Source organism: Bdellovibrio sp. HCB288, from assembly GCF_047305935.1.
In the GTDB taxonomy this organism is placed as follows: domain Bacteria; phylum Bdellovibrionota; class Bdellovibrionia; order Bdellovibrionales; family Bdellovibrionaceae; genus Bdellovibrio.
On the sequence record NZ_CP178619.1, the window covers coordinates 1765352 to 1778080 of the forward strand.

General features: G+C 46.5%; 14 protein-coding genes. 12 read left to right on the forward strand and 2 right to left on the reverse strand.

What is annotated here, in order from left to right; translation table 11 throughout:
• From flgA to ACLVWR_RS08675, 12 genes are all read left to right on the forward strand, one after another.
• On the forward strand, nucleotides 1–930 hold the full coding sequence (gene flgA, locus ACLVWR_RS08620; RefSeq protein ID WP_413583403.1) for a flagellar basal body P-ring formation chaperone FlgA: 930 nt from the start codon (nucleotides 1–3) through the stop codon (nucleotides 928–930).
• Entirely contained in the window at nucleotides 927–1712 is a 786-nt protein-coding gene (locus ACLVWR_RS08625; protein WP_413583404.1) for a flagellar basal body L-ring protein FlgH, read from the forward strand. The genes flgA and ACLVWR_RS08625 overlap by 4 nt, the downstream gene beginning before the upstream one ends.
• Nucleotides 1705–2715 (forward strand): flagellar basal body P-ring protein FlgI, encoded by a 1011-nt coding sequence (locus ACLVWR_RS08630; protein WP_413583405.1) that lies wholly within the window; start codon nucleotides 1705–1707, stop codon nucleotides 2713–2715. The genes ACLVWR_RS08625 and ACLVWR_RS08630 overlap by 8 nt, the downstream gene beginning before the upstream one ends.
• Before the next feature lie 385 nt (nucleotides 2716–3100).
• Nucleotides 3101–3982 (forward strand): rod-binding protein, encoded by an 882-nt coding sequence (locus ACLVWR_RS08635; protein WP_413583406.1) that lies wholly within the window; start codon nucleotides 3101–3103, stop codon nucleotides 3980–3982.
• An 80-nt stretch (nucleotides 3983–4062) separates the two neighbouring features.
• A complete protein-coding gene (gene flgM / locus ACLVWR_RS08640) occupies nucleotides 4063–4398 on the forward strand; it encodes a flagellar biosynthesis anti-sigma factor FlgM (protein ID WP_340598619.1) in 336 nt (111 codons plus the stop codon).
• A 147-nt stretch (nucleotides 4399–4545) separates the two neighbouring features.
• The gene (locus tag ACLVWR_RS08645; protein WP_413583407.1) at nucleotides 4546–5070 is read left to right on the forward strand and encodes a flagellar protein FlgN; all 525 of its coding nucleotides are present in this window, start codon (nucleotides 4546–4548) and stop codon (nucleotides 5068–5070) included.
• An 87-nt stretch (nucleotides 5071–5157) separates the two neighbouring features.
• Nucleotides 5158–6564 carry a flagellar hook-associated protein FlgK gene (flgK, locus tag ACLVWR_RS08650; protein ID WP_413583408.1) on the forward strand — a complete coding sequence of 469 codons (1407 nt, stop codon included), beginning with the start codon at nucleotides 5158–5160 and terminating at the stop codon, nucleotides 6562–6564.
• Nucleotides 6565–6585: 21 nt separating this feature from the next.
• Entirely contained in the window at nucleotides 6586–7668 is a 1083-nt protein-coding gene (flgL, locus tag ACLVWR_RS08655; protein ID WP_413583409.1) for a flagellar hook-associated protein FlgL, read from the forward strand.
• Between the two features lie 60 nt (nucleotides 7669–7728).
• The gene (gene csrA, locus ACLVWR_RS08660; protein WP_340598623.1) at nucleotides 7729–7956 is read left to right on the forward strand and encodes a carbon storage regulator CsrA; all 228 of its coding nucleotides are present in this window, start codon (nucleotides 7729–7731) and stop codon (nucleotides 7954–7956) included.
• Nucleotides 7957–8140: 184 nt separating this feature from the next.
• Nucleotides 8141–8668 (forward strand): flagellar assembly protein FliW, encoded by a 528-nt coding sequence (fliW, locus tag ACLVWR_RS08665; RefSeq protein WP_413583411.1) that lies wholly within the window; start codon nucleotides 8141–8143, stop codon nucleotides 8666–8668.
• Between the two features lie 136 nt (nucleotides 8669–8804).
• Complete coding sequence (locus ACLVWR_RS08670; RefSeq protein ID WP_413583412.1) at nucleotides 8805–9773, forward strand: hypothetical protein; 969 nt, start codon at nucleotides 8805–8807, stop codon at nucleotides 9771–9773.
• 124 nt (nucleotides 9774–9897) lie between these two features.
• Nucleotides 9898–10239 (forward strand): hypothetical protein, encoded by a 342-nt coding sequence (locus ACLVWR_RS08675; protein ID WP_413583413.1) that lies wholly within the window; start codon nucleotides 9898–9900, stop codon nucleotides 10237–10239.
• Here the strand turns inward: ACLVWR_RS08675 and ACLVWR_RS08680 are convergent.
• Nucleotides 10236–11366 (reverse strand): hypothetical protein, encoded by a 1131-nt coding sequence (locus tag ACLVWR_RS08680; protein ID WP_413583414.1) that lies wholly within the window; start codon nucleotides 11364–11366, stop codon nucleotides 10236–10238. The genes ACLVWR_RS08675 and ACLVWR_RS08680 overlap by 4 nt on opposite strands.
• 124 nt (nucleotides 11367–11490) lie before the next feature.
• The gene (locus tag ACLVWR_RS08685; RefSeq protein ID WP_413583415.1) at nucleotides 11491–12726 is read right to left on the reverse strand and encodes a DNA recombination protein RmuC; all 1236 of its coding nucleotides are present in this window, start codon (nucleotides 12724–12726) and stop codon (nucleotides 11491–11493) included.
• Nucleotides 12727–12729: the final 3 nt, after the last annotated feature.

Consider the following 12729-nt stretch of genomic DNA (forward strand, 5'->3'; position numbering starts at 1 on the left):
ATGAAGTTGTTGGTAGCTGCTTTCTTGATGATCGGATCCCAAGCCTTCGCAAGGCCTGAGGTTTCCATTCCGGCAACTGTCGAGGTTTCCCAGCGCCCTTTGTTGCGCTTGGGGGATGTGGCAGTGGTTAAAGGTGCAAGTGAATCCCTGGTGGCCAAGCTTGATGCCATTGTGATTCGTGAGGACGCCCGCGAACTTTTAATTTCTCAAAAATTGGAATCCAAAGAGGTTCTTAAAATTCTAAGAGCCGAGATGGAAAGCGATGATGAACTGCGCGCTGCAAAGCCCGCTTTCATCATTCCAAGTCTGGTTAAGGTGGAGTTCGCAAAGAATCCGGTTTCACGCGAAGAGGTTCAGCGCAAGATCCTGAATCACCTGACTGCGCGTTGTGCGGAATGTGAATACAAATTAACGATTCAGTCCACTCCGGTGCCGGCAAATCGCGCCTGGGATTTGGATTTAACGCAAATGACCACAAAGGGTGGGTTCCTTGTGCCGATCCGCGACGGGGATTCACGTCAAATTAAATGGATTTCCGGCACAATTCGCGTCTCAAAATTAACCCCGGTTACCAAGAGATTGATCTCACAAGGAGAGAGGGTCACGGCCCAGGATCTTCAAATGCAAATGGTGGATGTCACCTTTGCCAAAGACAATGGTCTTAGAATTGAAGACGCCAATGGCCAGTTGGCCGCTCGTGCACTTCCCGTCGGAACTCCAGTATGGACTTCTGATCTTCAACGTGAACCGGCAGCTAAGAGGGGACAAATTGTTAAAGCCATTATCGGCGACGACAGTTTTGAAATCTCTGCCAATGTCCAAGCAGAGGACACTGGTTTCGTCGGTGATGCTATTAAAGTTAAAAATCTGGACACTCAGAAAGTTCTGTCTGCGGTTATCATTGAAAAAGGCGTGGTGAAGTTGCAATGATGAATACTAATAAAACCCCATTTATTAAATTTACAGCCGTGATGGCTATTTTCACGGCGATGATCCTGGCGACGGGTTGCGCGACAGTGAATGACTTCGTTGGTTCCTTAAGTGGTGACAAAGAGGAAGTTAAGCCCCTGGAGCAAATCAGCAAGGCCCCAAAATATTCTGATTCCACGAATCTTCGAGTGCCGACAGATCGTCAATATAAACGAATGACGAAAAATCGCATGGAAGATGAATCAGAGCTTCAATCAAATGCGGGCTCCGCATGGGTGATGGAAGGTCAGGGCGCTTACTTGTTTGCCCAAAACAAAATGCGTCGTGAAGGCGATATGGTGAACGTGAAGCTCGATGGTTCAGCTCAAAAGCAGGTTGAAACCAAAGTCAGTGTTATCAAAGATCTTTTGAAACAGTTGGAAGAGCAGGAAAAAGGAACACAAGCGCCACTTGGTAATGGCCTGGCTGCGAATGCAGAGGGCGGTCGTGCTCCGGCGGCAGCAGCTCCGGCACCAGCAGCTTCTGCGCCTGCAGCGGATGGCAAAGACAATGCCTTGGCTGATGTTCAGAATATCCCTTCCAAAATTGTCGAAAAACTTGCTGATGGAAATTACCGCGTGAAAGGTCAACAGCCCTTCATGATCGGAAAGCGTGAATACAAAGTGATCCTGACTGGGTTGTTGCGTCCCGAGGACTTCAACGACGAAGGCATCACTTCAGGAAAACTACTTGATCCTCAGTATGATGTCGTAAGCATCAGAAGGAACACCGCAAATGAATAAAGTTTTTAAAATCATCTCTTTGGGAATGCTTTTGCTTGTGGCTTCTGTTGAAGTGGCCCAAGCGGCACGTTTGAAGGATATCGCCTCGATCCGTGGTGTGCGCGAGAACCAGTTAATCGGATACGGTATCGTGGTTGGTCTTAAAGGCACCGGTGACGGCAAGAACGAATTCATGAGCAAGTCCATGGTTCGAATGTTTGATAAACTGGGTGTGAAGCTTGAAAATCAGGATTTCACCAGTAAGAACGTGGCTGCGGTTATTATCACAGCAACCATGCCAGCATTCGGTAAATCGGGAAATCCGATTGATATCACGGTCAGTGCAATCGGTGATGCTTCATCGCTGGCTGGGGGTACGCTATTGCAATCTCCACTTCGCGCAGCGAATGACGAAGTCTATGCAGTGGCTCAGGGGTCGATCATTATGGGTGGCGATCCGAAGGATGCTCATACAACTTCTGGAAGAATTCCAAATGGCGCAACAATTGAGAGAGATATGTCGGCCGATTTTGCGAGTCGCAAAATGTATCGTCTGACTTTGATTAATCCTGATTTCACCACTGCGGCGCGCTCAGTGTTAACCATCAACAAGGAACTGGGTGGTCACTACGCTTCGGCAAAAGACAGTGGCACGATTGATATCATCACACCGTTTGCTTATGAAAATCGCGGCGTTGAATTACTTGCGACGATTGAGTCCATTGACATCAATCCGGATATGAAAGCACGAGTGGTGGTGAATGAAAAAACCGGCACAATCGTGATCGGTGACAAGGTGAAGATTTCTAAAGTTGCGATCTCTCATGGATCCTTGGCGGTGAAAGTGAGTGATGGCAAAAAAGGAACTGTCGATGAAAAAGTGGCGGTTCTTGAAACGGGTGTCAGCGTTGGGGAGTTAGTACAGGCTCTGAACAAGATGGGCGTCACGCCTAAAGACCTGATTACTATACTTCAGTCCATTAAAGCCGCAGGGGCTTTGCATGGAGAACTCGACGTACTATGAAATTTTTGTTTCATAATGACGCACCTTTTAATAAACTTAATTTATATGTCTTGAACACATGGAAGTGTTTAAGACGCGGGGAGGGTGAGGAAGAGATCGCGAACCATGGATGGTCAAGAGTCAAAGTTTTCTCGCAGGAAACAGAAGCAAAAGATCAGCAAGGTCACGGAGTGACCGAATTGAGCCGAAGCTACACTCTAAAGAGTCAAGTGCAGGATGCACATGATTCTCCGACTCAACTCCCCTTTTTTTCTTCCTCTTTTTTGTTCGACATTTCTCAACATAACGACGACGGATTGGCGAAGAAGGGCTCCCAGCGGAGCTTTTCTCTTCGGACAGTCCTCGCTCATGACGGTTCAATTCACTTAGTATGATGAGTGGCTCGATGTTTTCATTTTTTTCTACTTTATCCACAGCACTGCGGAACTTGATAAAAGCTCCGCTGGGAGCCCTTCTTCGTCAATCCTCGTTCTTTGTTGTTTTGATTGCTTCCTTGATTGCTTTGCAATCTTGGGGCGAGGTTATGGATGTGCCGTTGCAGCAGAAGGCTGGTGGTGTGCAGGCTTTGCCTTCGCGGTTTATGAATCGGCCTAAGCAGAAGCCGGCGGATGAGAAGTTGCGGGATGTTTCTAAGATGTATGAGAAACATTTTTTGGGTGAGATGATGAAGGCCATGCGCTCGACGGTTCATGAGAGTGGATTTATTCAGGTGAATCAGGCAGAGAAGATTTTTCGGGAGCAGCTTGATGGTGAGTATGTTGATAAGTGGAGTGAGAAGGGTGGCATTGGTCTTTCCAATTTGATTTATGATCAGTTGGTTGATCGTTATGGTGCGCAACTTGGAATTAAAAAAAATCAACTGAAGCCCATGGGTCCTTTGGCTCTGGATGATAAGAGTAATTTTACTGCGCGACAATTTCGTCATCCTGGTCGTAGTGCAGATTCAATGTCATATCGCATCTCACGCACAGCGCCTCCGGTTGCTGGTGCACAAGCGGTTCAGGCAGATGAAAATCAGGTGAAAGCCCCATGGGGCGGGACTTTGCGGGCTGTGCGTAACTTGGTGGATAACCAAACTATGGTGGAAATTGAGCACGACAATGGTCTAAAAAGTCAGGTCGTGTTTAAGGGCCAAATGTCTCAAATTGAGACAGGTAAAAAGGTGCAAGCTGGCGAGACCCTTGGGATTTTGAGCTCAGACGCAAAAAGCTTGTATTGGACGGTGGAACCAGACCATTCGACAGGACAACAAACTGTCTCAGAATGATTTGGTAGAAATGTCTCGTTATGGTACTATGTTAAGAATAGAAAGAGTGTTTTATAACACTCAAGAAAGAGGAGCTGTCGATGAAGATTACGCACAATAAAGTAGGTCAAAATTTGAACCTTACTGATGCTGGTAAATCCGACAAAGCTGCAGGCGTAGCAGGGAATGCTGCAAGCAAAATTAATAATGCAAAAGCTGATGCATTGACTGAAGCACAAGCACAAAATGAATCCACGAAAGTGGAATTGTCTCCTCGTGCTCAAGAAGCAAAACGCATCAAGGAGTTGGCAATGAACACTCCGGATGTTGATGAAGCGAAAGTTGCGAAGTTCCGCGATATGATCGACAAAGGAACTTACAAAGTTGACGCCAAGTCTATCGCTGACCGCATGGTTGACGAACACCTGAAATTCTAATTTAGAAACTCACAGTGTGCGGGAGTCACACGATAATACACTCCCACCACCAGCCAAGGATGACTGATGGAACTATCCAAGAAACCTCCTGAAGACACATGCGGCCTGTCCGCCGAAGCTTCAGCGAAGGAGGAAGGAAAAAGTACAATGGACGTAGCAGTAGCAGAAAGAGCGTTTCAGAAGCTCGAAGCCAATCTTGAAGAACTAACAAAAATTTATCGCACTCTTCTTGATCTTGTTCGTAAGGAAAAGGAAATCCTGATCCGTGCGGACCGTGAGGCATTGGACGAAAACAATTCAATCAAAGAAGAGTTGCTATACAAACTAAGAGCTCAGGATTCCCTGCGTTCCCGTTATGCAATGGATCTTGCGGGTATCGTGGGCGGTGATGTTGAGAATCCTCGTTTGTTGGAGCTGGCTCAGAAAATGGCTTTCAATCCAACCGCAGCAGATCGTCTGCGCACACAGCATGCCGCTTTGGATATGTTGATCAAACGTATCACGGATATCAACAAAGCCAATGAAGAGCACGCACAGACAGCTCTTAGCACTTTGAATGGCGCTTTGGATAATATTAAAGAAACTTTGTCCGGTAAGAAAACTTACGAAAAAAAGGGCGGTTACAAATCCGGCCCGCAGGTTTCCGGGAACTTCGTCAGCAAGGAAGCATAACGAAGCAGGTTTTCACTCAGCCTGATATTTGAGTGAGAAACGAACCACACCCACAGATTGCCAGGATGGCGATCTCTAGGAGACAGAATGTCGAAGATTTCGGCAATGATGGACACGGGTAAGCGATCGCTGATGAATTCTCAGACAGCGTTGCAAACTGTAGGTCATAACATCGCCAATAAATCCACGGAAGGTTTCTCTCGTCAAAGAGTGGAACTTCTTTCGAACGTTCCTATTGGTGAGGGTGGTTTGCAAATCGGTATGGGTGCCCGTGCCGGCGTCGTGACTCGCGTAAATAATCCTTGGTTGGAAAAACAGATTCAAAAAGAAGGCATGAGCATGGGGTATGAAGATTCCCGTGCAGATGCTCTTTCTCGCGTAGAGCAGGTTTATAACGAACAGAATAACAAGGGCCTGAATCAGTATGTGACTGATTTCTTCAATGGTTTCCGTGAACTTTCCAATAATCCTGAATCGCTGGCATCCCGTACAATGGTGCGCGAGGCATCGGTAGGGATGGTTAAGGACTTCGCTCGCGTAACGTCCCAACTGCGCGGTGTTCAGGAAGACCTGGATGCGCAAATTAAAACCACAGTTGGTGAGATCAATGAGATCACCAAAGAGATCGCTGATTTGAATGAAAAAATTCAAACGGTGGAAGTCTCCAAGATTCCGGCCAATGACGAACGTGACCGTCGTGACCTATTGCTTAAAAAACTGGGCGATAAAATCGATATCACTTGGGCTGAAGGTAAAGACGGAATGGTATCTGTGACTTCGGGTCGTACTGCGATCCTGGTTTCCGGTACATCTTCCTCTGAATTAAGAGCCCGTCAAACTGACACTCGTGACCGTATGGAAATTTTCTATCATGGTACGGGAACTCCGGCCAATGTGACTGAACAGATTTCCGGTGGTCGTATCGGTGGTGCATTGAATGTTCGTGATCAGGTGATTGAAGATTTGATTGGTCACGTGGATCAGTTGGCATACACATTAACAACTGAAGTGAATAAAGCACATATCGAAGGTTTTGACCGTCATGGTAAGAACGGCGTTCTGTTCTTTGAACAACCAAATGGTGTCAAAGGTGCAGCGACCAACATGGCTTTGAACAAGACAATCTTTAATGACGTTTCTAAAATCGCAGCGGCTTCCCGCCCGGACGCAGCTGGTGATAATACTATCGCAAACGTGATCTCGGCTTTGCAATACAAGCAGGTGATGGATGGTGATACGGCGACGATGGACGACTATTACAACACGCAAGTGGGTCAAGTCGGTGCCATGGTTCAAAGAGCCATCAAATCCCAGGAATCCCAGAAGAACGTTATGAGCCAGTTGACCAACATCAGGGAGTCAATCAGTGGTGTTTCTTTGGATGAAGAGACAACGAAAATGATCGAGTTCCAAAAAACCTACGATGCATCTGCGCGTTTGATCAAAACTGCGGATGAGATGTTCGACACTGTTCTTAACTTGAAGCGACTATAGAAGTAAAAAAAGGGTAGAGACGTGAGAATCGCGGATAAAATGGCTTTTAATCAGGTAAATAAGAATGTGAGCAAGAATCGCTCAGACATGTCTGATTTGCAGAACCAAGCCGCAACTCAAAAGCGTATCAACAAACCTTCGGATGATCCGTTGTCTTCAGCTCGCGTGCTTGCCGCTCGTACGGAAGAGCACGGGAATACCCAATTCATTAAAAATATCAATAACGCGAAATCCTTTCTGGAGTTTTCGGATCAATCACTGGGTGAGTTGTCCGATATCCTGGTTCGCGCCAAAGAACTTGCAGTCAGTCAGTCGAATGATGCCAGCGGTAACGCTGAAACTCGCATGGTGACGGCTTCTGAAATCGAACAGATTTACAATCAGGCCGTACAAATCGGAAATCGCAAATTGGGTGAGCGTTTTGTGTTTGCGGGTTATAAAACTCAAACGACTCCCTTTGACCATGAAGGTAATTACTACGGCGACGACGGGGATATGAAGATTCAGACTCACAAAGACTCCTTTGTGGCCATGAATATCGCCGGCAATAAGGTTTTCACGGGACGTGGTTTGGACGGGGATGGCGTGGTTCGCCCTCGTTATGAGACCCCGACGACCGTTGACGAGGTCAAAGAATTCCAGCAGGAAGAAATTGAGCGCATCGAGAAAAATAAAGACATGGAGCGCAATTTCCTGATGACTCGTGGTCCCGCAAGTGAGTTTTCAGCCAATAATAAGCACAAGCAAGACCCGGTTAGCGGATCCCAAGGGGTGAACCTTTTCAACATCCTAAGGGGCTTGGAAACCAGTCTCAGAGCCAATGACAAGGCCGGTGTCCAAGAGTCTCTGGACTTGATGGATCAGGCGATTTCCCAAGTAGTTCTGGCTCGTTCTGAGGTTGGGTCCAGAATTATGTCAGTAAATAACACGGTCGATTCCCTGCAAAAGGCGATCGTGGATAACAAAACGACGGCGTCCCAATTGGAAGATGCGGATGCCTTCCAGGTTATTTCCGATATCAATAAAACCGATAGCACCCTTAAGGCGACTCTCGAAACGTCGGGGAAGCTAATTCAACCAAGCCTTCTTGACTTTCTAAGATAAAAATAATACCTACAGTTCCGCTAAATTTTACCGATAACGACTGCAGCAAAAGGAGTTGTCATGCTGGTTCTCACACGGAAGTTGGGTGAAAGCATCGCTATCGATGATCACATTAAGATCAGAGTAGTACAAATCAAAGGGAAACAGGTTCGTCTAGGAATCGAAGCCCCTAAAGATACAAAAATTCATCGCGAAGAAGTTTACGCTGCGATTCAGGACCAAAACGTCCAATCTGCTGACGTCTCTGCTGACAAGACTCGCTCTGTCGCTAAGCTTTTAAAGCCTTAATAGTCTCTATGGGGATGTGCCGGTCAGGCACTTCCCGCACTGGGCGCTTTGTTGCGCGTCAAATTCATTAAATTGTATTGAGTCTCCCTGGATTTAGGTCCAGATTTATAGGTGTACTTACCCATATTGTATCCTGGCGTGTCTAAGATAAGGGTAGGTCCGCTTTGTTTAGAGGGGGAATTGAATGATCATTTCAACATCGAGATTCGGCCAAGTTGAGCTGAAACAAGAAGATGTTCTGACTTTTCCAGAAGGCCTTTTGGGTTTTGCGGATCTAAGAAAGTTTGTTCTTCTCGATGATCCGAGTGATGAAATCTTCGCTTGGTTGCAAAGCTGCGAATCAGCGCAAATCGCATTCCCGGTTCTTGAGCCTGAGTTGTTTGCCCCGGCATACAAAGCAAACCTTACCAAAGGTGATATGGAAGCGATCAAGCTGACTGCGGCTGACAAGCCTCGCTTCTTCTCTATCGTGACTATCCCAGATGATCCAACGCAAATGACAGCAAACTTGAAAGCCCCAGTGGTTATCAATGTGAATGAAAAAATCGCTCGTCAGTGTGTGCTTCAGGACAATAACCTGGCGATCCGCGAGCCGATCTTCACGAAGTTGCAACAACGTGTAGTACAAAACCCGGCGGTTGCGATCAAAAATCAATCCACAGGGATTGATGTTGCTACGAAACTTAACGTGATCCGCGACGCTGAACTTTAAGATTTCCTCAAACCGAGTTACATGGAACAGGCTTCAATCGAACTAAAGATTGAAGCCTTTTTTATTACCCTGCGAAAAGCCTTTTCTCCTCTGATAAGCATGTTATCCTTTTGGTCCTTGCGGAGGATTTTTCCAGATGAGATTTTGGGGTTCTTTGTTACTGCTCACATGCAGTCTAACTTTAACGATGACGTTGCCAGCGATGGCATCCACCGTGCCTCATATTTCTTTGTTCTGGGAAGTTCAAAACTGGGAATCTGCTTTGGGTGTGGTGACAGCGGCAACAGGTAACGACAAGTTCGAAAAGGGCAGTCGTGATATTTTTAAATCCCAAAAAATCGATTTGAATCAGCCTTTTCCAAAATTGGAATTCGACGGCAATAAGATCCGCATGGCGGGTTTGAATGAGCCATTGATCGTTGGTGAAACCGCTGCTGAATTCACCTATCAGGCCGTGAGCTTCGTTTACAATCCCGGCAAAAGCGTACGCACGAATTATGAAAACATGCGCAAAGCATGGAAGCAGTTCCCTGAGCTGAATTTCCCGCTGAATCTTTCCACGCGCAAGCTGGCCAGTACGACAGATCCTGTCTATGCCACTTTGTTCACTGTGATCGGCGCTTCGGCGACTCTCGGGGATGCGGGTATTCCTGTGGGGGGATATTTCGGATTTAAATGGTACAAGAATACATCGGATCCAATTTTGCTTGAATGCTCCACTGGGGAAGTCGCTCAGGTGAAGGGTAAAGACCGTTTGGTCATTGATACTTTGCCAACGGGGCAGCAGGTGTTCTTCAGCGAATCCGGCGGCCAGAAGGGCATTCAAGGGGAGCTTGAAAAGATCACTTTGCGCGGCAAAGAAAGCTTCGCCATCACGAACGGCAACGTCGCTGTGAATGAATTGCGAATTGCCGATGCAGTCGAATTAAATAAAAAATTAATGGCGATGAAAACCATGTGTGCAAAACCTGAAGAGGTGGATCACTTCAATGTTTCCTCCCGTCGTATCCAAGAGGCAATTAATTCGGGTAAAGTCAAATTGGCATTGGATCACCGTGCTTCGCCATCCGCCCAAGATCCCGATTCAGTCAGCGGCGTCCGCTAAAAGGTGCCAGGATCATCAAGTATTTACCTCTTCCACAAATTCCAGTACTCCAACCGACGTGGAATCTTCCAGCAGCAGTTATAAGTCTGATACGCCGATGTCTTATTCTCTGTCTCTAGGACAGATGTTTCAGGTACTGAATTCAGATGTTCTACTGAATGTAAACTATACTGGATCTTACGAACATAAGGGTGAGGGCGGCGTCTCCGATACTTCACCTGAGGTTTGGATCTACAATCTTGGCTGGAAACCATCGGGTAAAGAAAGATGGAAGCCAGCTCTTGGGTTTTCATACGGAAGTACAACCACTGCTGAAAATTATGTTTATACAGGTGGAGTCATCATCAACGAACGTTCCAATGAACTTGTGTTGGGCGCTTACTTTCAAAGGAACCAACCCAAAATGGCAAACTCCACACCCAACAGTACTGTCGGCCTGATGTTTTCGTCGAATGTGATTTACTAGTATATAACGTTCGACGAAAACACGATGCCAATCCCGTCATATGGGGACGTGTCTTCGCGCTTGGGTTTGTTTTTCTGATAGTAAACACCGACAGCGCTTAGATTTTGACGATGCTGAACCGTAATGCCTGCAGTGTATAAGTAAGCATCCGAGTGTCCTTGATCTGAATAGGACACTCCCGCCAGGGGCTTCAAGTTTTTAAATGAACTGCCTCGCCAGCCAATTCCAAAATCTTTTAGTTCATTCGTTGTGCGAGTTATTCCCTGCGCATCTTTTTCTTCGTAAAAACTGCTGTAGTTAATATCCAGCAGAAATTCCTGATTAAAGGCCTTAAGAAGCTGTCCTACAGAAAGCTTTAGCGAGGGTGTAGTGCTTGGATTATAGATTACCAAGGTTTCAGTCACATTCATTGGTGTGTTTGAATTCGTGCTCGTCTCATAAGACAAACCTTCGGCAAAAATGTTCGGCAGAAGAAATGAAATCGCGCCGCCAATATTGTATTCGTCTGTCACCTCCCAAAGAATTCCAGGAGTGATGATGGGCTGTAGATTCTTAAGTCTCTCGTGGTCATATTCCGTCGTTGCCGTCACACTGTCATTCACATAGCGATAGGCGTTTACTTCCTGAAGGGTGTAGTTGCCACTTACGGAAATACCCCATCCCAACGTTTCATTGATTGGATGAGCATAAGCGGCCCCGGCATTGATAACGCTGGAGCTGATCGACAATCGTGTGTGATCAATGGTTCCGGTTGATCCCATTTGGCTTTGCAGGATTTTTACTGCAATCGGATTTGAAACGTACACGGAACCATAACCCTTTTTGATCGGCATGATCATATTCGCAATAGTCGGACGAATACTACTTTGCTCATCATCAGCATTCAGACCATCCAGCTCAAAACGCATTTGCTCAAGAGCGTTCCCACTGACCGTGACGCTCAATCCATCTGTGGTTAAAAAAGCTAACCCCGCAGGGTTGAATAGTGAATTACCTGATGATGCCGGTAAGGCCACGCCAACGTTCGCCATTAAAGCCTCTTCATGCCCAATCGGAAATGGCATCGAGTGAACTACAAGAGGCGCAAATAGCAGAACAATTGCTAGAAGGGTATTTTTAGATTTCATCTTTGCTCCGTGTGGCTGACATAAATAAATGCCACCGGATGGCCAATGGGTCACATGACAAAGTAAAAAGGTGCCATGTCCTACTTCTTGACTCGCCGTTTACGTAAGTAGGACCTGGCACCGTTTATGTTGTTTCTAATTGGGGCAAAGATTTTTCAGTTTTTGCGCCCAGGCGTTTCAGGTCTTCCACCTGATCCATCAAGTTGCCGCGGCCGTCGGAAAGTTTCTTGGTCACTTCTTCGTGGGCTTTTTGTGCGGCCCCTAGTTTTTCACCCAGATTTTGGATGTCCTTTAGAAGATTCGCGAATTTTTCGTAAAGAAGGCCGCCGCGTTTCGCGATTTCAAGAGCATTCTTTTCCTGGCGATCCTGTTTCCAAAGGGCTGTTACAGTTCTTAGAGTCGCAAGCAATGTCGTAGGGCTTACGATGGCGATGTTGCGCTCCCAAGCGTATTGGAAGATGTCTGGTTTTAGCTTAAACGCCAATGCGAATGCAGGCTCTAGCGGCATAAACAGAATCACGAAGTCCGGAGAAATCAATTTATCAGCAGCGTGGTATTTCTTTTCAGATAAACCATCAATGTGCTTTTTCAGAGATTCGATATGGAATTTACCGAAACGTTCCTGTTCTTCGATAGTTTCTGACGAAGAGTACTGTTCGTAAGCGACCAAAGTCATTTTTGAATCGACGATCAGATGTTTGCTGTCGGGAAGATTCACGATCACGTCGGGGCGAAGGATTTGTCCGTCGTCACCGCGCAGATCCATATCTGTGCCTTGAATGGTGTATTCCTCACCCTTGCGCAGGCCCGAGCGTTCCAGGATGTTTTCCAAAATCAACTCGCCCCAGTTACCTTGGGTTTTGGTTTCGCCTTTAAGGGCTTTGGTCAAATTCTGAGTTTCTGTGGACATCACTTTGTTCAGTTCCATCAGCTTCGTCAGTTCTCCACGCAAAACGCCACGCTCGGATCGTTCCGTGGAGTAGGACTCTTCGACTTTCTTTTCAAAGTCTTTGATGCGTTCTTTAAGAGGCTCAAGGACGGATGAGATGTTCTTGTGATTTTGATCTGCAAACTTTGCGGACTTTTCCTCAAAGATTTTCTGCGCCATGTTTTCAAACTGCACGTTCATGCGGTTCGTAAGCTCTTCTTGTTGTTTACGAGCTTCGCTCATGAGGGACTTGGTTTCATGGAGGTTCTGCGTCAGAAGTTCGTTCTTCATCTGCAAGGATTGAACATCGGCTTGCATCTGGGCTTTTTCGGCCATGGCTTGAGCCTTGGATTTGAAATAAACCACAACACCTGAAATTAAAGTGCCGATCAAAGCGCCTGCGACAAAAGCGATCACGGTTCCTAAGTTCATCTA